Origin of the sequence: Crocosphaera sp., from assembly GCF_030064895.1 — a bacterium.
In the GTDB taxonomy this organism is placed as follows: domain Bacteria; phylum Cyanobacteriota; class Cyanobacteriia; order Cyanobacteriales; family Microcystaceae; genus Crocosphaera.
This window is the reverse complement of record NZ_JASJEB010000098.1, coordinates 1-19,546: the sequence shown is the minus strand read 5'-3', so window position 1 is coordinate 19,546 and position 19,546 is coordinate 1. Positions and strand designations below refer to the sequence as shown.

35 protein-coding genes are annotated in these 19,546 nt (G+C 42.6%); 3 read left to right on the top strand and 32 right to left on the bottom strand.

The window, feature by feature from the left end; all coding sequences use genetic code 11:
* Positions 1 to 201 precede the first annotated feature (201 nt).
* The 3 genes from QNJ66_RS19395 to QNJ66_RS19385 all read left to right on the top strand — a co-directional run bounded on the left by QNJ66_RS19395 (position 202) and on the right by QNJ66_RS19385 (position 1,109).
* Entirely contained in the window at positions 202 to 537 is a 336-nt protein-coding gene (locus tag QNJ66_RS19395) for a hypothetical protein (protein ID WP_300509907.1), read from the top strand.
* 61 nt (positions 538 to 598) lie between these two features.
* Positions 599 to 859 (top strand): type II toxin-antitoxin system prevent-host-death family antitoxin, encoded by a 261-nt coding sequence (locus QNJ66_RS19390; RefSeq protein WP_300509905.1) that lies wholly within the window; start codon positions 599 to 601, stop codon positions 857 to 859.
* Positions 852 to 1,109, top strand: a complete 258-nt coding sequence (locus QNJ66_RS19385) for a type II toxin-antitoxin system mRNA interferase toxin, RelE/StbE family (protein WP_300509903.1) — start codon at positions 852 to 854, stop codon at positions 1,107 to 1,109. Before QNJ66_RS19390 ends, QNJ66_RS19385 begins: the two co-directional genes overlap by 8 nt.
* Before the next feature lie 12 nt (positions 1,110 to 1,121).
* Here QNJ66_RS19385 and QNJ66_RS19380 read toward each other — a convergent pair whose 3' ends face one another.
* The 32 genes from QNJ66_RS19380 to rplC all read right to left on the bottom strand — a co-directional run bounded on the left by QNJ66_RS19380 (position 1,122) and on the right by rplC (position 19,042).
* Positions 1,122 to 1,484, bottom strand: a complete 363-nt coding sequence (locus tag QNJ66_RS19380) for a VOC family protein (RefSeq protein WP_300509901.1) — start codon at positions 1,482 to 1,484, stop codon at positions 1,122 to 1,124.
* 86 nt (positions 1,485 to 1,570) lie between these two features.
* Positions 1,571 to 2,683 carry a peptide chain release factor 1 gene (gene prfA, locus QNJ66_RS19375; RefSeq protein WP_300509899.1) on the bottom strand — a complete coding sequence of 371 codons (1,113 nt, stop codon included), beginning with the start codon at positions 2,681 to 2,683 and terminating at the stop codon, positions 1,571 to 1,573.
* 148 nt (positions 2,684 to 2,831) lie between these two features.
* Positions 2,832 to 3,086, bottom strand: a complete 255-nt coding sequence (gene rpmE / locus QNJ66_RS19370; protein WP_300509897.1) for a 50S ribosomal protein L31 — start codon at positions 3,084 to 3,086, stop codon at positions 2,832 to 2,834.
* Between the two features lie 22 nt (positions 3,087 to 3,108).
* Positions 3,109 to 3,522 carry a 30S ribosomal protein S9 gene (gene rpsI / locus QNJ66_RS19365; RefSeq protein ID WP_300509895.1) on the bottom strand — a complete coding sequence of 138 codons (414 nt, stop codon included), beginning with the start codon at positions 3,520 to 3,522 and terminating at the stop codon, positions 3,109 to 3,111.
* On the bottom strand, positions 3,522 to 3,977 hold the full coding sequence (gene rplM, locus QNJ66_RS19360; protein WP_300509909.1) for a 50S ribosomal protein L13: 456 nt from the start codon (positions 3,975 to 3,977) through the stop codon (positions 3,522 to 3,524). Before rplM ends, rpsI begins: the two co-directional genes overlap by 1 nt.
* A 95-nt stretch (positions 3,978 to 4,072) precedes the next feature.
* Positions 4,073 to 4,933, bottom strand: a complete 861-nt coding sequence (gene truA / locus QNJ66_RS19355) for a tRNA pseudouridine(38-40) synthase TruA (RefSeq protein WP_300509893.1) — start codon at positions 4,931 to 4,933, stop codon at positions 4,073 to 4,075.
* 70 nt (positions 4,934 to 5,003) lie between these two features.
* Positions 5,004 to 5,354 carry a 50S ribosomal protein L17 gene (gene rplQ / locus QNJ66_RS19350; protein ID WP_300509891.1) on the bottom strand — a complete coding sequence of 117 codons (351 nt, stop codon included), beginning with the start codon at positions 5,352 to 5,354 and terminating at the stop codon, positions 5,004 to 5,006.
* A gap of 49 nt (positions 5,355 to 5,403) precedes the next feature.
* Positions 5,404 to 6,348 carry a DNA-directed RNA polymerase subunit alpha gene (locus QNJ66_RS19345; protein WP_300509890.1) on the bottom strand — a complete coding sequence of 315 codons (945 nt, stop codon included), beginning with the start codon at positions 6,346 to 6,348 and terminating at the stop codon, positions 5,404 to 5,406.
* 97 nt (positions 6,349 to 6,445) lie between these two features.
* Positions 6,446 to 6,838, bottom strand: coding sequence for a 30S ribosomal protein S11 (rpsK, locus tag QNJ66_RS19340; RefSeq protein WP_300509888.1), 393 nt, complete (start codon positions 6,836 to 6,838; stop codon positions 6,446 to 6,448).
* 51 nt (positions 6,839 to 6,889) lie between these two features.
* Complete coding sequence (gene rpsM, locus QNJ66_RS19335; protein ID WP_300509886.1) at positions 6,890 to 7,273, bottom strand: 30S ribosomal protein S13; 384 nt, start codon at positions 7,271 to 7,273, stop codon at positions 6,890 to 6,892.
* 66 nt (positions 7,274 to 7,339) lie between these two features.
* Positions 7,340 to 7,453, bottom strand: a complete 114-nt coding sequence (rpmJ, locus tag QNJ66_RS19330; RefSeq protein WP_300509884.1) for a 50S ribosomal protein L36 — start codon at positions 7,451 to 7,453, stop codon at positions 7,340 to 7,342.
* A 151-nt stretch (positions 7,454 to 7,604) separates the two neighbouring features.
* Positions 7,605 to 7,835 carry a translation initiation factor IF-1 gene (infA, locus tag QNJ66_RS19325; protein WP_007306424.1) on the bottom strand — a complete coding sequence of 77 codons (231 nt, stop codon included), beginning with the start codon at positions 7,833 to 7,835 and terminating at the stop codon, positions 7,605 to 7,607.
* A gap of 157 nt (positions 7,836 to 7,992) precedes the next feature.
* Positions 7,993 to 8,565, bottom strand: coding sequence for an adenylate kinase (locus tag QNJ66_RS19320; protein WP_300509880.1), 573 nt, complete (start codon positions 8,563 to 8,565; stop codon positions 7,993 to 7,995).
* 79 nt (positions 8,566 to 8,644) lie between these two features.
* A complete protein-coding gene (gene secY, locus QNJ66_RS19315) occupies positions 8,645 to 9,961 on the bottom strand; it encodes a preprotein translocase subunit SecY (protein ID WP_300509879.1) in 1,317 nt (438 codons plus the stop codon).
* Positions 9,962 to 10,272: 311 nt separating this feature from the next.
* Positions 10,273 to 10,752, bottom strand: coding sequence for a 50S ribosomal protein L15 (gene rplO, locus QNJ66_RS19310; RefSeq protein ID WP_300509878.1), 480 nt, complete (start codon positions 10,750 to 10,752; stop codon positions 10,273 to 10,275).
* Between the two features lie 15 nt (positions 10,753 to 10,767).
* The gene (rpsE, locus tag QNJ66_RS19305; protein ID WP_007306420.1) at positions 10,768 to 11,289 is read right to left on the bottom strand and encodes a 30S ribosomal protein S5; all 522 of its coding nucleotides are present in this window, start codon (positions 11,287 to 11,289) and stop codon (positions 10,768 to 10,770) included.
* A gap of 36 nt (positions 11,290 to 11,325) precedes the next feature.
* Positions 11,326 to 11,688 carry a 50S ribosomal protein L18 gene (gene rplR / locus QNJ66_RS19300; protein ID WP_300509875.1) on the bottom strand — a complete coding sequence of 121 codons (363 nt, stop codon included), beginning with the start codon at positions 11,686 to 11,688 and terminating at the stop codon, positions 11,326 to 11,328.
* Positions 11,689 to 11,690: 2 nt separating this feature from the next.
* Positions 11,691 to 12,230: a 50S ribosomal protein L6 gene (gene rplF, locus QNJ66_RS19295; RefSeq protein ID WP_300509873.1), complete on the bottom strand. Its 540-nt coding sequence runs from the start codon at positions 12,228 to 12,230 to the stop codon at positions 11,691 to 11,693.
* Positions 12,231 to 12,294: 64 nt separating this feature from the next.
* The gene (gene rpsH / locus QNJ66_RS19290; protein WP_007306417.1) at positions 12,295 to 12,696 is read right to left on the bottom strand and encodes a 30S ribosomal protein S8; all 402 of its coding nucleotides are present in this window, start codon (positions 12,694 to 12,696) and stop codon (positions 12,295 to 12,297) included.
* A gap of 39 nt (positions 12,697 to 12,735) precedes the next feature.
* Entirely contained in the window at positions 12,736 to 13,281 is a 546-nt protein-coding gene (gene rplE, locus QNJ66_RS19285) for a 50S ribosomal protein L5 (protein ID WP_300509869.1), read from the bottom strand.
* Between the two features lie 91 nt (positions 13,282 to 13,372).
* The gene (gene rplX / locus QNJ66_RS19280; protein WP_300509854.1) at positions 13,373 to 13,720 is read right to left on the bottom strand and encodes a 50S ribosomal protein L24; all 348 of its coding nucleotides are present in this window, start codon (positions 13,718 to 13,720) and stop codon (positions 13,373 to 13,375) included.
* 1 nt (position 13,721) lies between these two features.
* Positions 13,722 to 14,090, bottom strand: a complete 369-nt coding sequence (gene rplN, locus QNJ66_RS19275) for a 50S ribosomal protein L14 (protein ID WP_300509853.1) — start codon at positions 14,088 to 14,090, stop codon at positions 13,722 to 13,724.
* A gap of 17 nt (positions 14,091 to 14,107) precedes the next feature.
* Entirely contained in the window at positions 14,108 to 14,350 is a 243-nt protein-coding gene (gene rpsQ / locus QNJ66_RS19270; protein WP_300509851.1) for a 30S ribosomal protein S17, read from the bottom strand.
* Positions 14,351 to 14,357: 7 nt separating this feature from the next.
* The gene (rpmC, locus tag QNJ66_RS19265; protein WP_300509849.1) at positions 14,358 to 14,594 is read right to left on the bottom strand and encodes a 50S ribosomal protein L29; all 237 of its coding nucleotides are present in this window, start codon (positions 14,592 to 14,594) and stop codon (positions 14,358 to 14,360) included.
* 3 nt (positions 14,595 to 14,597) lie between these two features.
* Positions 14,598 to 15,017, bottom strand: a complete 420-nt coding sequence (gene rplP, locus QNJ66_RS19260; protein WP_300509847.1) for a 50S ribosomal protein L16 — start codon at positions 15,015 to 15,017, stop codon at positions 14,598 to 14,600.
* A 39-nt stretch (positions 15,018 to 15,056) separates the two neighbouring features.
* On the bottom strand, positions 15,057 to 15,782 hold the full coding sequence (gene rpsC, locus QNJ66_RS19255; RefSeq protein WP_300509845.1) for a 30S ribosomal protein S3: 726 nt from the start codon (positions 15,780 to 15,782) through the stop codon (positions 15,057 to 15,059).
* Positions 15,783 to 15,791: 9 nt separating this feature from the next.
* Positions 15,792 to 16,154, bottom strand: coding sequence for a 50S ribosomal protein L22 (gene rplV, locus QNJ66_RS19250; protein WP_300509843.1), 363 nt, complete (start codon positions 16,152 to 16,154; stop codon positions 15,792 to 15,794).
* Between the two features lie 92 nt (positions 16,155 to 16,246).
* The gene (rpsS, locus tag QNJ66_RS19245) at positions 16,247 to 16,525 is read right to left on the bottom strand and encodes a 30S ribosomal protein S19 (protein WP_007306451.1); all 279 of its coding nucleotides are present in this window, start codon (positions 16,523 to 16,525) and stop codon (positions 16,247 to 16,249) included.
* Positions 16,526 to 16,550: 25 nt separating this feature from the next.
* A complete protein-coding gene (gene rplB, locus QNJ66_RS19240) occupies positions 16,551 to 17,378 on the bottom strand; it encodes a 50S ribosomal protein L2 (protein ID WP_300509837.1) in 828 nt (275 codons plus the stop codon).
* A gap of 53 nt (positions 17,379 to 17,431) precedes the next feature.
* Positions 17,432 to 17,734 (bottom strand): 50S ribosomal protein L23, encoded by a 303-nt coding sequence (locus tag QNJ66_RS19235; protein WP_300509835.1) that lies wholly within the window; start codon positions 17,732 to 17,734, stop codon positions 17,432 to 17,434.
* The gene (gene rplD / locus QNJ66_RS19230) at positions 17,727 to 18,359 is read right to left on the bottom strand and encodes a 50S ribosomal protein L4 (protein ID WP_300509832.1); all 633 of its coding nucleotides are present in this window, start codon (positions 18,357 to 18,359) and stop codon (positions 17,727 to 17,729) included. Before rplD ends, QNJ66_RS19235 begins: the two co-directional genes overlap by 8 nt.
* A gap of 41 nt (positions 18,360 to 18,400) precedes the next feature.
* Positions 18,401 to 19,042 carry a 50S ribosomal protein L3 gene (rplC, locus tag QNJ66_RS19225; RefSeq protein ID WP_300509830.1) on the bottom strand — a complete coding sequence of 214 codons (642 nt, stop codon included), beginning with the start codon at positions 19,040 to 19,042 and terminating at the stop codon, positions 18,401 to 18,403.
* Between the last annotated feature and the right edge of the window lie 504 nt (positions 19,043 to 19,546).

Genomic DNA, 19,546 nt, shown 5'->3' with positions numbered 1-19,546 from the left:
AATTAAGCTTTAGTTGTACTTTAATGACTCGCAAACTGCTGTAATAGTATTATGTCCGTACTAATCAGTTCTTGTAGGGGTTTAACACTGTTAAACCCTGATCCTAATTTTCTCGCAACTGAAACCTAATTGCTATATCTTTGTTCTTATCAATAAGATTTGCAAAAAAAGTTGACAAAACAAAAGTTATTACTATTTTTTATGAAAAACTCTGATAATAAAGACAAAAAAAATTCAATCAATATTGAAAAAGATTTAACAGAAATTCTAAGAGATATTAATCAAAATTTGGACAGTTTACAGAAAGATGTTACAGACATCAAAATTGAGTTGACAGAAGCAAAAGCAGAAAGAGAAATATTAAAAGGAGAAATTAATGCTATAAAAGAAGATGTAAAAGAGATTAAAAACTCACAAAAAACTAAAGTTTGGGCATTAGTTTGGATCTTAATTTGGACATTAATTGGTATTTTAATTACTGTAGTTACAAGTTTTTTAGTTGCCGGTGGAATATTTGTTATTTCAGGTCGTCTTTAATTTTCTGATTGCTATTATAATATAAACAGATAAAGTAAAATTAATCGAAATATAAACAACCATGTATCATGTAACCCTTGAATACGCCAAAAATAATCTAGAAGAAATTTTTGAAAGAGCAAAAAATGAACCTGGAGGAGTGGTTATTGTACAAGAAAACCAAAGTTTTGTTTTAATTGATCAAAATGAATTAGAGTCTTGGACAGAAACAAGCGAATTATTGAAAGATCCCAATCTTTTAAATGATATTAAAGAAGCAAAAGAAGAGTATAAACAAGGAGAAACCTTAACAATGGAAGAGGTTTTTAATAGTAATGAGTAACTATCAGGTTATTTTTTCTAAAAAAGCAAGTAAAGATATTAAGCAATTAACTGACAAACAACGCCAAAAACTGAAGCACATTTTTGAGACAATTTTGACAATTAACCCTTATCTTGGTAAACTCTTAAAAGGAGAATTAAAGGGATTATATTCTTATCGACTTAATCTAAAAGATAGAATTCTCTATGAAATACTAGAAGAAAATAAAACAATTTTGATTATTCGAGCAAAAACTCATTATGGAGAATAAACTTAGCTTTTGTTATAACTGATTAATTTCAATAACATTACCATCAAAATCTTTAGTAAAACAAGCTGCCCTACCTGACTGACTCATTTGTACAGAATAACCATGACTTTCTAAACGAGCAATAATATCACTTAACTTATCAGTACCCAAAGCAAAATGATGATTGCGTCCCCATTTTTCTTGATTAGATAAACTAAATTCAAACCCAGAATGAACCATTAAATGAATTTGATAATCACCTATTTGATACCAAGTGCCAGGATATTTCAAAGGACGCTCAACCTTTTCTAACCCTAAAATCTCCCCATAAAATTGTTCTGCTTTCTCCAAATCAGACACTAAAATAGCAGTATGAAGACATTGAATAATAGTCATCTTTCCTTCCCTTCAATAAACAGTTAAAAACTGATGAAACAATAACTCCGAATTCCGAACTCCGAACTCCGAACTCCGAACTCACATTAATTGATAGAATCTGCCGTTTCAGGAGAATTAGCCAACTCAGCCAAACGTTCCTGTTGATCTTGAGAAATACAAGACTCAATAATATTATCAATATCCCCTTCTAATGCTCCCACTAAAGCAAAATTTTGACTCAAACGATGATCAGTAACCCGATTATCCTTGTAATTATAAGTACGAATTTTCTCAGAACGAGATCCCGTACCTACCTGCGATCGCCGCATCGAACTCACCGCTTCTTGTTGTTCCCGTAACTTCATCTCATATAACTTTGCCCGTAAAATTTGCATAGCTCGTTCACGGTTTTGCAACTGCGATCGCTCCTCAGTACAAAAAATACGAATACCAGTGGGTTTGTGCATTAAATCAACCGCAGTTTCCACCTTGTTAACATTTTGTCCACCAGCACCCCCGGATCTCGCCGTGGTCATTTCAATATCCTTAGCATCGATTTTAATTTCCACATCATCCACTTCCGGCATAATAGCCACTGTAGCAGTAGAAGTATGAACCCGTCCTCCTGCTTCCGTCACAGGAACCCGTTGCACCCGATGAACTCCAGCTTCAAACTTGAGCTTACTATAAACCTGTTCGCCAGTAATTTCCAGAATAGCCTCCTTAAAGCCACCCATATCCGCCAAAGACTCGCTCACCAGCTTAACATTCCATCTTTGGGACTCAGCATAACGAGAATACATCCTAACTAAATCTCCCGCCCAAATACTAGCTTCATCCCCACCGGTTCCGGCGCGAATTTCTAACATAATATTCTTATCATCGTTAGGATCACGAGGTAATAAAAGAATTTTTAACCGTTCTTCTAACTGTTCTATATTTTCCTCCAACTCACTCACCTCCATAGAGGCCATTTCCCTCATTTCAGGATCGCCACCAGCTTCTTTCAGAATTTGTTTTGCCCCTTTTAATTCCTCTTGAGTTTCCTGCCAAGTGTGATAAGTATTAACTGTTTCTTCCAAAGACGATCTCAATTTTGCCACCCGTTGTAACTCATCAGGGTTAGTAGCAATATCAGGATCAGCCAAACGACGGGTTAATTCCTGATAAGTTTGTTCAACAGATTGTAATTTTTCTAATAAATAAGATTCAGCCATAATATTTCTCCACTATAAGTTATTAAATTAAGGTTAGTCCTTATCTAGTTACCAGTTAAATTCATTATTAACTATTAACTATTAATTATTAACTAATAAACAACAACCCAGCAGAAACTCTGCTGGGTCATATAATCGACTTGATTCGCTATTCGTCGGAAGCATCTGTTTCGGCTGCTTTTTTCTTGCTTTTTTTGCCAATCATAGCGTAACGTTTTTGGAAACGATCTACCCGTCCCTCTGTATCAATAATCTTCTGGGTTCCAGTGTAAAAAGGATGATTACCAGACCAAACTTCAACATGAATCTCAGGTTGAGTCGATCCCACAGTCATCACTACTTCCCCGTTACAAATAACCTTTGCTTCAGGATACCAAGTCGGATGAATCTCAGGTTTTGCCATAATTTTTGTCTCCTTATTAAATTTATCGTTTAGAGTATTGAGGAGCTTTACGCGCCTTGTGTAACCCGTATTTTTTCCGTTCCTTAGCACGAGGATCACGGGTTAAATAACCTTCTGCTTTGAGGGGAGGACGGTTTTCGGGAGCTAACTCACATAAAGCTCTAGCTACACCTAGTTTAATAGCATCCGATTGACCAGTTAAACCACCACCATGAGCATTGACCAGAATATCATAGTCACTTTCTAATCCTAACGTCTCTAGAGGACCTTTGATGTTTTGCAGATAGCTAGGGATGCGGTTGAAGTAGATATTCCCTGGTTTTTTGTTAACGACAATTTCGCCACTACCAGGAACAAGACGGACTCTGGCCACTGATGATTTACGGCGACCGGTTCCCCAATAAACTACTTTATCTTTATTTTCGGTTCCTTCCATTATTTATCTCCTTTAGGAATAGTGTTTAAGGTTAATTCTTCGGGTTTTTGAGCTTCGTGAGGATGATTTGGCCCTGGATAGACTTTCAACTTAGTAAACAGTTGACGACCTAAAGCATTTTTCGGTAACATCCCCTTGACCGCTTTTTCTACAATACGCTCAGGAATGCGTTGTTGTAGCTTGTCAAAGGTTTCTACCTTCATCCCCCCGGGTCTTCCCGAGTGACGACGATATAATTTTTGAGAGCTTTTGCGACCGGTGACCACTACTTTATCAGCATTGATAATGATCACAAAATCCCCTGTATCCATGTGGGGAGTGTAGATCGGCTTATTTTTGCCCCGTAGAATTTTGGCCACTTCGCAAGCGAGTCGTCCTAAACGCTGATCCGTTGCGTCTATGACATACCATTTCTTTTCAAGTGCTTCTGGTTTGAGGATTTCCTCTTTAACCATCTTAGGTATGGGTGTAATTGTTTTGTTCATGAATAGTTAAGGAATAAAAAATTAACTAGGTTGTTATTTGGCTCAAAGCAGAGCAATTTTAGAGATTAAGTAACCATTTCCTCTGTTTTCAAGTCCCTATCATTTCTAAACATAAATAAGGGCTGAGTATCAAACCAAATATTTGAGGATAGGGGAAAATCGCTATAACCCACTCTTAATAAACATAAACCCTTGGCCGGGGCAGAATATTTAACTTGTTCACGGCGTTGGTTTTGCCAAATGTCGGTAAAATTGTGTAGCGATCGCTTACCACTGCCCACTTCTACCAACATTCCCACCAATAACCTTACCATTCCGTATAAAAACCCATTAGCTTGGATTTCTAAATGAATAAAAGATCCTTGACGATAACATTGAGTATCTTGGACTTCTACCCAGGAATGATGACGCTGAGACCCTGTACGACGAAAGGCCGCTAGATGGTGGTTACCCAACAGAGGATTTAACGCTTTTTGCATCAATTCCACGTCTAGAGGCTCATAATAATAGTGCCAACTAAAGGGTTTAACAAACAAGTTTGGGCATTTATCGGTATAAAAGCTATAACGATAACGTCGCCACAAGGCAGAAAATCGTGCGTGCCAAGTTGCCGGAACCGCCTGTGAGCCTCGAATTAAGATATCTTCGGACAGTCTATGGTTCAAAATATCTGCCCATTGTTGGGGAGGAATGGGACTAACATAGTCGAAATGGGCGACTTGAGCCGCAGCATGAACACCAGCATCGGTTCGGCCTGCTCCATGAATAGGAGTATGATAGCCTAAAACCTCAGCAATGGCTCTTTCGATGTCTTCTTGAACGGTTCGCTGGTTCGGTTGTCTTTGCCAACCATGAAAACGACTTCCCTGATACTGGATCACCAGGGCAACTCGTTTTTGGTCGGGATGTTCTTTTAAACTTTCCATAGACAAACCGTGTTACCGTTTCTCAAAAGACCTTAACTCCGAACTCCGAACTCCGAACTCCGAACTCAGGTTACGTTAACTCAATAATGGCCATTTCCGCATTGTCTCCCCGACGACGAACCGTCCGTACAATACGGGTATATCCTCCTTTACGGCCTTTGTACCGTTCTGGAGCATCGGCAAATAAAGCATGAACCAAATTTTTATCATAGAGATAACTTATGGCTTTCCGTCTAGCTGCTAATGACCCATCTTTAGCTAAAGTGATCATCCGTTCTACTTCAGAGCGGACTGCTTTTGCACGGGTTTTTGTGGTTTTGATTTGACCATGACGAATTAACTCTGTTGCCAGCGATCGCAATAAAGCTTTTCGTTGGTCGGCTGGTTTGCCCAACTGGGGGACACGACACCGATGACGCATAGTTGTTTTTCCTCCCTAACGTAATGGAACAGTTATGCTTGCTTAAGCATTAAGCTTTTGCTTTTTCTTGGGGTAACGTAATCCCCAAACGTTTTTGTAGGGCTTCAATGACTTCTTCAGCCGATTTTTGCCCAAAGTTTTTAATTTCCAAGAGATCCTCTTGACTATAATCCAACAAGTCAGCCACAGTATTAATTTGCGCCCGTTTCAAGCAATTGTAAGCCCGTACAGACAACTGTAATTCTTCTATGGGAATTTGACTTTGAGGATTTTCTTCATCTGGGTATTCTTGAACGGCGGTTTCCAGTTGATTTAGGTCTTTTAGGGGATTGAATAAGTCCACTAAAACGTCTGCTGCTGTAGATAAGGCTTCTTTGGGGTTAAAACTCCCATTTGTCCAAATTTCTAGCGTGAGACGGTCTTTAGCTTCCCCTTCTTCCCCACGAATACTCTCAACACTGTAATTCACCTTGGTCACTGGCATAAACACTGCATCGATCTGTAAAAAGTCGAGGGCTGCTGGTTCATCCTTAGACCTTTCTACTGGTACATACCCCACCCCTTTTTCGATGCGAAACTCCATCTCTAGTTTTGCTCCCTCGGTTAAGGTCGCAATGGGTTGGGTGGGGTTAACCACTTCTACTTCTGAGGGTAACTCAAACTGGGCTGCTGTGACATGGGCTGCCCCTGTGGCCACCAAGCGACCGATCTGGGGTTGGTCAGTATAGCTTTTGAGGACGATCTCTTTCATGTTTAACATGATTTCTAAGACATCTTCTCTCACCCCAGGAATGGTAGCAAATTCGTGGTTTACTCCACCAATACGAATGGCCGTTACTGCTGCCCCTTCTAAGTTGGCTAATAACACCCGTCTCAAGGCATTACCAACCGTTGTCCCTTGACCCCGTTCCAACGGCTCTAGGACAAACTTACTATATTGACTCTGATTTTTCTGAGTCTTAGATTCTATACACTCAATCTGAAACTGCGCCACGTCTAGTGACCTCCCTTCATTGTCAAATGCCTCCCAGACACCATTTGTGTCCGTCCTAACGCCAATTCTTTATACTTTGCTCTATGGGTGAGGCTGGCTAAACTCTTCGTCTTTTTGGAGAACGACAGCCATTATGGGGAATGGGGGTAACATCGCGAATTAGGGTAATTTCTAATCCTGCCCCTTGTAATGCGCGGATTGCTGTTTCTCGACCGGCTCCAGGTCCGCTTACCATTACTTCTATTTGCCGCATTCCCTGGTCGATCGCTCTACGGGCTGCTGAGTCGGCTGCGGTTTGAGCAGCAAAGGGGGTTCCTTTTTTTGCTCCTTTAAAGCCACTGGCACCGGCTGAAGACCAGGACACTACATCTCCTTTGGTGTCGGAAATAGTGATAATGGTATTGTTGAAAGTGGACTGAATATGAGCCACTCCATTGGGAACGTTTTTCTTTTGTTTTTTGGGTCCGCCTTTTTTAGTTGGTCGCGCCATAATCTTTCGTTAAAATGTCTCTCTAACTGATCAATAGTCAATGGATGCTGATTATTTCTTGGAGGGAGCTTTTTTCTTCCCTGCGACAGTGACCTTTCTACCACGACGAGTACGACCGTTGGTTCTTGTCCGTTGTCCTCTGACTGGAAGTCCTTGACGATGACGACGACCCCGATAGGTACCGATATCAGCTAACCGCTTGATATTCATGGCTTCCCATCTTCTGAGATCCCCTTCTATTTGGTAGTTGTCTTCGATGCAGGCCCGTAGCTTGGCCACATCTTCGTCGCTTAAGTCTCGCACACGGGTGTCAGGGTTGACACCCGTTTCTGCTAAAATTTCTTGAGATCGTGATAAACCGATACCATACAGATAGGTTAAGCCTATTTCGACTCGTTTATCTCTTGGCAGGTCAACACCAGATATCCTTGCCACTTTTGTTTTCCCTCTTAGCTTGTTCTTGTTGGTTTCTTGTTTCTATGGTTTTTGGGAGATGTCATTCTAACCCTGACGTTGCTTGTGTTTTGGGTTAGTACACAGTACCATGACTCTCCCACGCCGCCGTATAACGCGACATTTTTCGCACATTTTTTTGACTGATGGTCTAACTTTCATGGATTTTTCTACAGCAGGACTGCAAGCTTATTATTATAGCAAAATTTGCTTGTTGGTGTTAGCTAAAATGGTGGTTTCAGAGTTGACGATTAGGGGATTATTAGTAATTTAGTTAACAAAATGCTTACTTTTTTAACAGTCCCCTCCTATCTTACTTTTTACTCCCTTTTAGCCGATAGGTAATTCTTCCTTTGGTGAGATCGTAGGGGGTTAATTCTACTTTAACCCGATCGCCTGGCAGAATTTTAATATAGTTACGACGGATCTTCCCAGAAATATGGGCTAAGACATTAAACCCGTTGTCAAGATCCACGCGAAACATAGCGTTTGGAAGTGACTCAGTTACGGTTCCTTCCATTTCAATTAGGTCTTGTTTTGACACAATTTTATTCCTCAAATAGTATAATTAGGAAAGTATTAGTTTCTGTTCTGGTCGGACTTTTCTCTATCATAAAAGAGAGGTCTCGGTCAACTTTCCCTTACATATCTTAGCAAACCTCCTTGTTACTATTGACTTTTTACCGAATTTAATTTCCATCTCAAACAAGCACTGCTTTCAGTGTTTTGGTAACTTCTTGCAGTTCCCGGTTACCATCAACGGAAGAAAGTCTATCCTGTTGACGATAATAGTCTAGGACTGGTTGGGTTTTTTCTCGGTAAACTTCTAAGCGACGGCGAATGGTCTCTTCGTTATCGTCTTTTCGCCCTTCTTTTTGCCCTCGTAATAACAAGCGATCGATAATAACTGGGTCTGGAACGTCTAAATTAATCGCTTGTTCGGAAAATTTGGCTAATTTCTGGAGCAATTTATCTAAAAATTCTGCTTGAGCAACATTACGAGGAAATCCGTCTAAAATCCAGCCTTTTTGAGCATCTTCCTCCTTTAAACGTTCTTCTATTAAACCTAATAATAAATCATCAGGTACTAATTCCCCTTTATCCATATAACCTTGAGCTTTTTGTCCTAAAGGAGTTTTTTTAGCGATCGCTGCTCGTAACATTTCCCCTGTGGAAATGTGGGGGATATTAAGTTCTGTTGATAACTCTTGAGCCTGGGTTCCTTTTCCCGAACCAGGTGGACCCAAAAAAATCAATCCCTTCCCTGTACTCATAATTTTTTGTGTTCTTGGTTGTTGTTATTGTTGCCATGAGATAGAGTTAAGGAACTTGAAACTCCTTAACCCTGATCACCTACTGTTTAATCATTCCCTCATAGCGTTGAGATATAACGTAGGTTTGAATTTGTTTAGCGGTATCGATGGCTACACCAACTAAAATAAGTAAGGAGGTTGCCCCTAACCCTCGGAAGGTTGTAACACCTGTTGCTCCTTCAACTAAAGTCGGAACTGTGGCCACAAAACTCAAAAAGATCGCCCCTAAAAAGGTAAGACGGTTTAGTACCCCTTCGAGATATTGTTTGGTTTTTTCCCCTGGACGAAGACCAGGTATACTAGAACCCATTTTTTTGAGGTTTTTCGACACATCTTCCGGGTTAACGATTAAAGAAGCGTAGAAATAACTAAAAAATAGGATTAATAAAGAATAAACCCCCACATAAACCCAAGTTCCAGGACGCAACGCATTGGCAACTTGTACCAAAACTTGACTAACTGCTCCCTCACTACCAAAAAATCCTGCTAAAGATTGGGGTAAAATCAACACAGCAGAAGCGAAAATAATGGGCATGACACCCCCTTGATTGAGTCTTAGGGGTAAATAGCTGGTTCTTTCCCTGTAAAGCTTACGTCCCACTTGACGACGGGCTGAGATAATAGGAATGCGTCGGGTTCCTTCTTGAACAAAGACAATACCCACAATCATCACTAAGAAGACTAACAAGAGGATAACAACCTGTGCTGCCGCTTGTCTGCCTCCAGTTTGGGCATAATCGATAGTTTGTCCTAAAGTTCTCGGTAAACTAGCCACAATATTGACAAAAATCAATAATGATGCACCATTCCCGATACCTCGCTCTGTAATTAACTCCGATACCCACATAACGAACATGGAACCAGCAGTTAAGGCCAAAACCGTTTCAGGAACGAACCAAAAAGGGTCTCCTAAAGCATAAGGTCGTAGTAGACCAATGGTAATGGCGGTACTTTGGATTACAGACCAACCAGCAGCCACATAACGGGTAATCTGGGAGATTTTCCGTCTTCCTGCTTCTCCTTCATTTTTCTGTAAATCTTCCAAAGCAGGAACAGCTGCGGTTAACAACTGCATGATAATGGAAGCATTAATAAAGGGTAGAATCCCCAGTGCAAAAATACCTAGTGTAGAAATCCCTCCACCAGTAAAAATGTCTAAAAAGCCCAAAACTGGACTATTGCTAATAGCTCTAGCAAATTCTGTGCGATTGATGCCAGGAATGGGAATAAAAATCCCAAAACGAATTAAAATGAGTAAGCCAATGGTAATCAACAACCGCCCTCTTAGGCCGGCTGCTTGAGCCATCTGTAAAAACGTTTCTTGTGCTGTAGGTGTTTTCTCTCGACTGACAACCATTAATGGTAACCTCAGTGATTAACGATATTTTATTAATTGTGACATTTTATCAAACAATTAATAATTGATAACTAATAATTGATAGTTGATAATTATGTTTTAGGGAGGTTGGGATTGAGGAAAAGGAAGGAATAATTCAAGGAAAATCAAACCTCTCTGTCTGAGTTCGGAGTTAGGAGTTCGGGGTTCGGAGTTGGATTTTTTCAAACGAAAGAATCGCTGTTTGGGACTCCTGAGTTTGACAAGTTGTCTATAAATTTCCTGATATCGAACCCAGGTTCTCTAGAGAAGGAGAGGTCATGATTAACTGTTCATTCTTCACTCTCATTAGGGGTTTCAGAAGCTTGTGATAAGTCTTGACAACTACCTCCAGCAGCTTCGATTTTGGCCTTAGCTGATTTAGTAAAGGCAGCAGCTTTAACCGTCAAAGCAACGCTTAATTCTCCGTCTCCTAACACTTTCAACGGACCATCATTACTGGTAATTAACCCTGCTTCCATTAAACTTTCCAGGGTAACTTCGCTGTTAGCTGGCAAACTATTGAGTTTACTAACATTGATGATGGTGTAATAGCTAGGGTTAACCAGAGGAAAATGTTTTAACTTAGGAACCCGACGATAGAGGGGCATTTGTCCCCCTTCAAACCCGGCCTTAGTACCGGTTCCAGAGCGAGACTTTTGACCCCGCATCCCAAAACCACCACTAGCACCTTGGCCGGCGGAAATACCGCGACCAATACGGCGACGGCGTTTGGTTGATCCTTTTTGGGGGCTAACTTCGTGTATTCTCATGTTTATTTTCTTGATTTAGGTGTAAAGATGCTCTAAAGGAACTCCTCTTTCTTGAGCCACTTCCGAGAAAGTACGTAACCCTTCTAGGGCGTTAATCACTGCTCTAGCGTTGTTAAGAGGATTATTCGACCCGAGTTGCTTAGCCAGGATATTTTTCAAACCAGCCAATTCTAAGACGGTTCTCACCGCTCCACCAGCGATTACACCAGTACCAGGAGCAGCAGGACGCACAATTACCTTTGCCCCACCGGAAACCCCTTTAGCGATATGGGTAATGGAACTAGACTTAGTTAAAGAAACATCGATTAGCTGTTTTTTGCCATCGGCCACCCCTTTACGGACAGCACCGATAACATCTCCAGCTTTACCCACACCAACACCCACTTGGCCTTTTTCGTTGCCAACAACAACAATGGCGCGGAAACTGAGTTTTTTCCCACCCTTAACAACTTTACTGACCCGACGAATTTGGATAACCCGTTCTTGCCAGTTGCTTTCTTTTGCCTTTTCTCGGCTATTTTTGCGATTTTTTGCCATAGTAATTACCGTTTAGTGTAAAAAATATAGTTTGATTTAAAACTGTAATCCGGCTTCCCTAGCTGCATCAGCCAAGGCTTTGACCCGACCATGATAGATGTTGCCGCCGCGATCAAAAACCACTTGTTCGATGCCTTTAGCTTTACCTCGTTCGGCCACTAATTTACCAACGGCGGCCGAAGCTTCACAGGTTGCCCCGGAGGAAATATTCTGTTTAACATCTGGTTCCAGGGTAGAAGCGGCTGCCAGGGTATGTTGGCCTACATCATCAATAATTTGGGCATAAATATGATGATTGGAGCGAAAAACCGCTAAACGGGGACAGTCGGGTGTACCACTGACTTTTTTGCGAATGCGTCGATGACGACGTTTTAAAGATTCTCTGCGTGTTAATTTCATGATTATTTCTTACCTGCTTTACCTGCTTTACGTCTGACAAATTCATCAACGTAACGAATACCTTTCCCTTTATAGGGTTCTGGGGGACGAACGGCACGAATTTTAGCGGCCATGTTACCGACTATTTCTTTATCGATACCAGTAACAATAACTGTAGTATTGCTTTCAACCTTGACATCAATACCTTTGGGCATGATCATTTCTACTGGGTTACTGTAGCCAACGTTGAGGGTTAATTTTGTCCCTTGTGCCTGGGCCCGATAACCAACCCCTTGGATACTGAGGCGTTTTTCAAAGCCTTTAGAAACCCCTTCGACCATATTGGCCACTAAGGTACGGGAGAGTCCATGACGTTCACGGGCGGTACGAGAATCATCGTCTCTTTGAACAACGACGGTTTCCCCTTCTTGGTTGACGCTGACTTTGGAAGGTAAGTCTAATTCTAGGGACCCTTTTGGTCCTTTGACTGCGATATGTTGCCCTTTGATGTCGACGGTGACTTTATTGGGCAAAGGAATAGGTTTTTTACCAATACGAGACATTTTTTTATGGGTTATCTGTGATCAGTGAGTTATAACTAGGTTCTTTGGGATATTGACCGTTTGCTTACCAAACGTAACAAAGAACCTCTCCCCCGACGTTTTGACGGCGGGCTTCTCTGTCTGTCATGATCCCTTTGGAGGTGGAAATAATGGCTATGCCGATGCCTCCCAGGACACGGGGTAAGTCTTTACGATTGGAGTAGACTCGCAGCCCTGGTTTACTAACCCGTTTCAGGGTATTAATAATCGGCTGACGGCCTCTTGATTTATATTTGAGGGAGATGACGAGATGTTTTTTGACCCCTTCCCCAGCCTCTTCAAACCCCTCAATAAAGCCTTCTTCTTGGAGAACTTTGGCTATACTGCGGGTCATTCTGGTGGTGGGAACAATGGTTGTGGGGTGGCGTACCGCACAGGCGTTGCGGATACGGGTAAGCATATCGGAAATAGTGTCGTTAGTTGCCATTATAAAATGATCGGTTTCTCCTGTAAGGTGAGGACTTGACTAGGTACGGAAGGGCATTCCCATTTCTTTGAGTAAGGCGCGGCCTTCTTCGTCGCTTTTGGCTGTGGTAATTATAGAAACATCCATACCGCGAATTTGATCGATGGTATCGTAATCAATTTCTGGGAAAATCAGTTGTTCACGGATGCCAATACTGTAGTTACCTCGTCCGTCGAAGCTTTTGGGGCTAATTCCCCGAAAGTCTCTAATTCTAGGTAAGGCGAGGTTAATTAGGCGATCTAAGAAGGAGTACATTTTTTCGGAACGGAGTGTTACCATGACACCCACTGGCATTCCTTCACGAACCTTAAACCCGGCGATCGCTTTTTTGGCGCGAGTTACTACGGGTTTTTGTCCAGTAATGGTTTCTATTTCGCTAATAGAAGATTCTAGGGCTTTGGCATTTTGGGAAGCTTCTCCCAGTCCTCGGTTAATGGTAATTTTGATTACCTTGGGGACTTGGTGAATGTTGGTGTAGCTAAACTGTTGTTGCAGTTTAGGCACAATGGTTTCTTGATAAAAGATTTTCAGTCTTGCTTGGGCCATGATGATTTGTCCTTTTCCCTGGGCTTGGTCAGGGGAACATTGTTAAGTTTTTTCTTGGTGGGTTTTGCTTTTACTTAGGGAAATTGAGCAATTAATCGATAATTTCCCCTGTTTTTTTCAGCATCCGTACTTTACGACCTTCTTCGGTGAAGGTGTAGCTGATACGACTGGCCACCTGTTCTTTGGTGGAGTAGAGCATTACGTTGGAACTGTGGATAGGAGCCTCAATGGTGGCGATTTGACCTGATTCTCCGTCTTGTTGGGGCTTAACGTGCTTGGTACGGACGTTAACGCCTTTAACTACCACTTGGCTTGTTTTAGGAAGAGTATCGGTAACTTCTCCAACTTTGCCTTTATCTCGTCCTGAAATCACCTGAATGGTATCCCCTTTTTTGATGTGCATTTTGTACCGTTTGGGGGAAGATTTTTTTTTGCTCATTTTAGAGTACCTCCGGTGCTAAGGAGACAATTTTGGTAAAGCTTTTATCCCTTAATTCCCTGGCTACAGGACCAAAGACACGGGTTCCTTTGGGGTTACCATCATCGTTAATAATAACGGCGGCGTTATCGTCAAAACGGATGGTCATTCCACTGGCACGACTGACTGGTTGACGGGTTCGCACAATCACGGCTGTGACGATCTCAGATCGTTTGACGGGCATATTGGGGAGTGCGTCTTTAACAACGGCAATGATTTTATCCCCAATTTTTCCATAGGTACAATTCCCGGTACCGAGAACGCGCAAACACATCAGTTTACGGGCTCCGCTATTGTCGGCAACATTAAGATAGGTTTGTTGTTGAATCACGGTGATAATAAAAGGGTTTAATGAGCGGTTAAAATGTCCTTGACTTCCCAGCGTTTGGTTTTACTGAGGGGACGGGTTTCGCGGATACGCACACGATCGCCTTCTTGACATTTATTTTCGGGGTCGTGTGCTTTAAATTTCTTGGTTTTGACGACAATTTTGCGGTATTTGGGGTGAGGAGAACGGTTTTCAACCGCTACGACTGCGGTTTTATCCATTTTGGTACTAACCACTACCCCAACTCTTTCTTTAACGGCCATAGTTGTTTTACGCCTCTTCTGTGGTGCTAGATGGTTGATTAATGTTCAGTTGTCTTTCCCGTTCGACGGTTAATAGTTGAGCCATACGATGACGGGTATGTTTAAACAGGTGGGTTTTTTCGTCTAACTGACGGGTGGCTTGCTGAAAACGCAGATCAAAGAGTTTCCGTTTGGTGGCTAATATTTCTTCTGCCAGTTCTTCGTCGTTGAGTTTTCTAACTTCTTCTATCTTGGGTAGTGCCATAATTTAGTTATACTCCTCTTGGCGTGTTACAAACTTGGTTTTAATGGGTAGTTTCTGAGCCGCTAGACGCATGGCTTCACGGGCAACTTCTTCTTCTACCCCTGTTAACTCAAACATGATTCTTCCGGGTTTCACCACTGCTACCCAATATTCGGGGGAACCTTTACCTGACCCCATCCTGGTTTCTGCTGCTCGCATGGTGACGGGTTTATCAGGAAAAATACGAATCCAAATTTTCCCACCCCGTTTGATATAACGAGTCATAGCACGACGGGCGGCCTCGATTTGACGGGAGGTTATCCAACAGGGTTCGGTGGCTTGTAGGCCGTATTCACCAAAGTTAAGGGTACTGCCTCGGCGTGCCAACCCTCTCATGCGCCCTCGCTGCTGTTTACGGAATTTTGTTCTTCTAGGACTTAACATTGGTCGTTAATAATAAGGTTTAACTTAAAACAGGGTTGATTATTCTTCGTTGGAACGGTCTTCAAATTGTTGGGGACGACGTTTCTTTCTAGGGGTTGGTGCTGGGGCAGCCATGGCTTCTTGTTCCTGTCCTGGAATTACCTCGCCTTTGAAGATCCAAACTTTAATTCCTAAAATCCCGTAAATGGTTTGGGCGGTGCGATAGCAATAATCGATGTCTGCTCTCAGGGTATGTAGTGGTACTCGACCTTCCCTTACCCATTCACTTCTAGCAATTTCAGCCCCGTTTAAACGGCCACCTACTTGGATTTTAATACCTTTTACTTCGGCTCGTTGGGCCCTTTGGATAGCTTGGCGTACCACACGACGGAAAGAAACCCGTCTTTCTAGTTGTTGACCAATATATTCGGCAATGAGGGCAGCGTCGGCATCAACTCTTGCTACTTCGATGACGTTGATGCGAATTTGACGATTTTCTCCCAGGGCTTTTTGTAACCCAGTTCTTAGTTGCTCGATACCACTTCCTCCTCTACCAACTACGACACCGGGTCTAGCGGTATGAATAGCGAGGTCAATTTGATCGGCTTTTCTCTCGATGCGAATATCGGCAATACCAGCATTACTGAGATTTTTTTCGATATACTGGCGAACTACTAAGTCTTCTTGTAATAGTTCGGGATAGCGTCTTTTATCGGCATACCAACAGGATTTATGTTCTTTGGTAATACCGAGACGAAAACCAATTGGATGTATTTTTTGTCCCATATTGTTCTGTTAGTCCTCTTCTAGTTCGGGGGCGACGGCAATGGTAATATGACAGGTGGGTTTACGAATTTGATAAGCCCGTCCTTGCGCTCTGGGGCGATAGCGTCTCAAACTTGGTCCCCCGTCTGCATAGGCTTGACTAATCACTAGGGTTTCGGGATCTAGTCCTTGATTATGTTCGGCATTAGCAACGGCGGAGCGCAATAGTTTTAAAATTGGCTCACAAGCCCGATAGGGCATAAATTCTAGGATGATTAAGGCTTCACGATAAGAACGGCCGCGAATTTGGTCGAGTACCCGTCTTACTTTAAAGGGTGACATCCTAATATAACGGGCTTTGGCTTTGGCTTCTGTGCTTGTATCAACTGCCATGATGGTTATGTTTATCTATAACTTCTTATGGGTAATGGGATGAGGTAAATTGAGAATTTTTTGGGATTCTTAATTTTCCCTCTCCTGTGTGGTTATCTTCGAGCTTTTTTATCGCTCTTGGAGTGTCCCCTAAAGGTACGGGTGGGGGCAAACTCTCCGAGTTTATGACCGACCATTTGTTCGGAGATGAAAATGGGGACGTGTTGTCTTCCGTTGTGAACGGCGATGGTATGACCAATCATGGCAGGGATGATGGTGGAAGCCCGTGACCAGGTTTTAATGACCTGTTTATCTCCTTTTTCATTGAGTTTTTCAATTTTGCTGAGGAGACTGTCTGCAATAAAGGGGCCTTTTTTTAAGGAACGACTCATAATAATTTCAACTAATTCAACTGTTTTAACGGCGACGACGGACAATTAGCCGCGAACTCGCTTTTTTCTTATTACGGGTTTTGGCACCTAATGCCGGTTTACCCCAAGGGCTCACGGGTCCGCTTCTACCAACTGGTGCGCGGCCTTCTCCTCCTCCATGGGGATGGTCTACCGGGTTCATCACACTTCCTCTGACGTGGGGTCTGCGGCCACGATGACGGGTTCTTCCAGCTTTACCCAGTTTGATATTACGGGCTTCGATGTTACCTACTCGACCAATGGTGGCGTAACATTCTTTTCTCACCATGCGCACTTCTTTGGAAGGCAGTCTTAAGGTGACGTAGTTTCCTTCTTTAGCTACCACTTGAGCGGCTGCACCGGCTGCCCTGACCATTTGACCACCTTTGCCGGCGATTAATTCTACGTTGTGAACTTCTGTCCCCAAGGGAATTTTGTATAGGGGTAGGGCGTTGCCTATTTCAAAGGGAGAGTTTTCACCTGAGATAACTTCTGTTCCTACTTTGATGCCAGCAGGAGCCAAAATATAGCGTTTTTCTCCGTCTTCGTAGAGCAATAGGGCAATACGGGCGTTACGGTTGGGGTCGTATTCGATGGCGGTGACTGTGGCTGGAATATCGTATTTATTCCGTTTGAAGTCGATGATTCGGTATAACCGTTTGTGTCCACCACCCCGATGACGACTGGTGATCACGCCTCGGTTGTTACGACCTTTTTTGTTGTGTTTGTATTTGGTTAGTGATTTTTCCGGCTTACTTTTGGTGATTTCCGAGAAGTCCGAGACAGAGGCTTGTCTGATTCCTGGTGTGTATGGCCGATAAGTACGAATACCCATGATTATTACTTAGGTTCAGTTCGTTAATGAGCAGTTTATTAATGGTTCTGGGGTTATAAGTCGGGGAAGAGTGTAATACTATCCCCTTCTTCTAGGGTGACGATCGCTCGTTTATATAAGGGTTTATGACCAATAAATCGACCCACACGACGCTTTTTGCGAGGGGGCCGAATGGTGTTAACTGAAGTTACTTTGACTTCAAATAAACTTTCGATCGCTGCTTTAATTTCTGGTTTGGTGGCTTTGGGCAAGACATCAAACACGTATTTATTTTCTTCTAGCAGCAGGGTTGCTTTTTCGGTAATAATCGGTTTTATTACTAAGTCTGCGAGATCACGGGGATTATATTCAGTCATTGTAAACCTCCTGAATTTTTGTTAATGATTCAGAAGTGATGACAATTTTATCGGCGTTGAGCAGATCGTAAACATTCAAACTATCGGCTCTCAAAATCTTGACAAAACAGAGATTTCGTGCTGACAAATAGATGTTGTCACCGGCTTCTAGCAACACCAAAGCCACTTTATCGCTGGGTTCTACGCCCCAACGGGCTAGGGCTGCAGCGAGTTCTTTGGTTTTGGGTTGGGGTAGTTGTTCGGCGAAGTTTTCTACTACGATCATGTCTTCTACCCGAGATGCGATCGCTGTTCTCAGGGCTAACCGTCTTTCTTTACGGTTCATTTTCTGGCTAAAATCTCGGGGTTTTGGACCAAAAATGACACCACCACCTCTCCAGAGGGGAGAACGAATCGACCCGGCTCTGGCTCTACCGGTTCCTTTCTGTCTCCAGGGTTTACGTCCACCCCCTCTAACTTCTGCTCTGGTTTTAGTGGAAGCGTTGCCTTGACGAGCATTGGCTAAGTGACGCACTACGGCACGGTGTAATAGGTGCGATGCGCTTTCTTCTTTGGCCACTTTTAACTCTAGGTTTGCCTGGCCTACTTCTTCCCCTTGCCAGTTTTTAACGTTACAATCAACCATTTTTTTTGATTTTTTTCTGGTTTACTTCTGGGTTAGTTTTGTTATTTTTTACCAACGATGTTGGCCGGGGTAATATTCAATAAACCGCCTGGTTTTCCAGGTACTGCCCCTTTTATCAGCAGTAGGTTGCGTTCCGCATCAACCCGGACCACTGTTAATTTACGGGTGGTGGTTTTAGTCGCACCATATTGACCGGCCATTTTCTTACCTGGATAAACCCGTCCTGGAGTGGTTCCTGCCCCTGTTGACCCTGGTAAACGGTGGTTTTTAGAACCGTGGGTCATGTTACCCCTTCTAAAGTTGTGGCGTTTCTGATAACCGGCAAACCCCCGTCCCATGGAGGTTCCACAAACGTCTACTAGGTCTCCAGGATTGAAAATATCGGCTTTGAGGGCTTCTCCTAAATTATAGGAAGCGGTATCTTCTACACGATACTCTTTAAGATGACGCAAGGGGGAAGCATCGACTTTTTTTAAATGACCTAACTCTGGTTTGGTTAGGGCTTTTTCTTTTACTTCTAAATAACCGAGTTGGACGGCACTATAACCATCGGTTTCGGTGGTTTTAATTTGTGTAATGGTACATGGACCCGCTTGTACTACGGTGACAGGAATGGCTAGGCCAGATTCCTCCTCGAAGATTTGGGTCATACCGAGTTTGGTTCCAAGAAGACCAACAGACACGGTTTTTTCCTCTATAGGCTAGACAACAAAATTTAGGTGCATTTTTCACACCTAAACAAGCGAGATAGTGTTTCCTCGCTTTGTTTTTATGAATACACGCTAACGTAGGTTAGGTGGAATCAATATACAAAGTGAACGATAGGTTTAACCTGCCTGTGAAAACGGGTTAAGCTTGGTCGCCGTAGACCTCCAAGACTTAAAGCTTAGTTGCTTCAGTATCTTGAAGCGGACTTTTTTTACCTGTAGCCAAGGTCTATAATCTAACTTTTGGCCACAATCAAACATTGTACAGGAAATTGGGTATGAAATGCAAGGGGTAGGCTTATTTTTTTGTGGACGAACCTATCCATCCCCATAACCATTGTTTATTGGGGATATACTCTATGTTTTTATCCTGATGTCGCCAGAATACCCTAATCTTCTAAAAGTTAGGGATGAATGGCGACCAAAAAATAAATTGACCGAAGGGAATCCATATAAAAAAATATAGTGGCAATTCTTTAG

Excerpts from the sequence above, each read along its gene's own strand:
- QNJ66_RS19395 (WP_300509907.1), top strand. The coding sequence starts at position 202 with ATGAAAAACTCTGATAATAAAGACAAAAAAAATTCAATCAATATTGAA.
- QNJ66_RS19390 (WP_300509905.1), top strand. The coding sequence starts at position 599 with ATGTATCATGTAACCCTTGAATACGCCAAAAATAATCTAGAAGAAATT.
- QNJ66_RS19385 (WP_300509903.1), top strand. The coding sequence starts at position 852 with ATGAGTAACTATCAGGTTATTTTTTCTAAAAAAGCAAGTAAAGATATT.
- QNJ66_RS19380 (WP_300509901.1), bottom strand. The coding sequence starts at position 1,484 with ATGACTATTATTCAATGTCTTCATACTGCTATTTTAGTGTCTGATTTG.
- prfA (WP_300509899.1), bottom strand. The coding sequence starts at position 2,683 with ATGGCTGAATCTTATTTATTAGAAAAATTACAATCTGTTGAACAAACT.
- rpmE (WP_300509897.1), bottom strand. The coding sequence starts at position 3,086 with ATGGCAAAACCTGAGATTCATCCGACTTGGTATCCTGAAGCAAAGGTT.
- rpsI (WP_300509895.1), bottom strand. The coding sequence starts at position 3,522 with ATGGAAGGAACCGAAAATAAAGATAAAGTAGTTTATTGGGGAACCGGT.
- rplM (WP_300509909.1), bottom strand. The coding sequence starts at position 3,977 with ATGGTTAAAGAGGAAATCCTCAAACCAGAAGCACTTGAAAAGAAATGG.
- truA (WP_300509893.1), bottom strand. The coding sequence starts at position 4,933 with ATGGAAAGTTTAAAAGAACATCCCGACCAAAAACGAGTTGCCCTGGTG.
- rplQ (WP_300509891.1), bottom strand. The coding sequence starts at position 5,354 with ATGCGTCATCGGTGTCGTGTCCCCCAGTTGGGCAAACCAGCCGACCAA.
- rpsK (WP_300509888.1), bottom strand. The coding sequence starts at position 6,838 with ATGGCGCGACCAACTAAAAAAGGCGGACCCAAAAAACAAAAGAAAAAC.
- rpmJ (WP_300509884.1), bottom strand. The coding sequence starts at position 7,453 with ATGAAAGTTAGACCATCAGTCAAAAAAATGTGCGAAAAATGTCGCGTT.
- QNJ66_RS19320 (WP_300509880.1), bottom strand. The coding sequence starts at position 8,565 with ATGAGTACAGGGAAGGGATTGATTTTTTTGGGTCCACCTGGTTCGGGA.
- secY (WP_300509879.1), bottom strand. The coding sequence starts at position 9,961 with ATGGTTGTCAGTCGAGAGAAAACACCTACAGCACAAGAAACGTTTTTA.
- rplO (WP_300509878.1), bottom strand. The coding sequence starts at position 10,752 with ATGAGAATACACGAAGTTAGCCCCCAAAAAGGATCAACCAAACGCCGT.
- rpsE (WP_007306420.1), bottom strand. The coding sequence starts at position 11,289 with ATGGCAAAAAATCGCAAAAATAGCCGAGAAAAGGCAAAAGAAAGCAAC.
- rplR (WP_300509875.1), bottom strand. The coding sequence starts at position 11,688 with ATGAAATTAACACGCAGAGAATCTTTAAAACGTCGTCATCGACGCATT.
- rplF (WP_300509873.1), bottom strand. The coding sequence starts at position 12,230 with ATGTCTCGTATTGGTAAAAAACCTATTCCTTTGCCCAATAAAGTCACC.
- rpsH (WP_007306417.1), bottom strand. The coding sequence starts at position 12,696 with ATGGCAACTAACGACACTATTTCCGATATGCTTACCCGTATCCGCAAC.
- rplE (WP_300509869.1), bottom strand. The coding sequence starts at position 13,281 with ATGGCCCAAGCAAGACTGAAAATCTTTTATCAAGAAACCATTGTGCCT.
- rplX (WP_300509854.1), bottom strand. The coding sequence starts at position 13,720 with ATGAGCAAAAAAAAATCTTCCCCCAAACGGTACAAAATGCACATCAAA.
- rpsQ (WP_300509851.1), bottom strand. The coding sequence starts at position 14,350 with ATGGCCGTTAAAGAAAGAGTTGGGGTAGTGGTTAGTACCAAAATGGAT.
- rpmC (WP_300509849.1), bottom strand. The coding sequence starts at position 14,594 with ATGGCACTACCCAAGATAGAAGAAGTTAGAAAACTCAACGACGAAGAA.
- rplP (WP_300509847.1), bottom strand. The coding sequence starts at position 15,017 with ATGTTAAGTCCTAGAAGAACAAAATTCCGTAAACAGCAGCGAGGGCGC.
- rpsC (WP_300509845.1), bottom strand. The coding sequence starts at position 15,782 with ATGGGACAAAAAATACATCCAATTGGTTTTCGTCTCGGTATTACCAAA.
- rplV (WP_300509843.1), bottom strand. The coding sequence starts at position 16,154 with ATGGCAGTTGATACAAGCACAGAAGCCAAAGCCAAAGCCCGTTATATT.
- rpsS (WP_007306451.1), bottom strand. The coding sequence starts at position 16,525 with ATGAGTCGTTCCTTAAAAAAAGGCCCCTTTATTGCAGACAGTCTCCTC.
- rplB (WP_300509837.1), bottom strand. The coding sequence starts at position 17,378 with ATGGGTATTCGTACTTATCGGCCATACACACCAGGAATCAGACAAGCC.
- QNJ66_RS19235 (WP_300509835.1), bottom strand. The coding sequence starts at position 17,734 with ATGACTGAATATAATCCCCGTGATCTCGCAGACTTAGTAATAAAACCG.
- rplD (WP_300509832.1), bottom strand. The coding sequence starts at position 18,359 with ATGGTTGATTGTAACGTTAAAAACTGGCAAGGGGAAGAAGTAGGCCAG.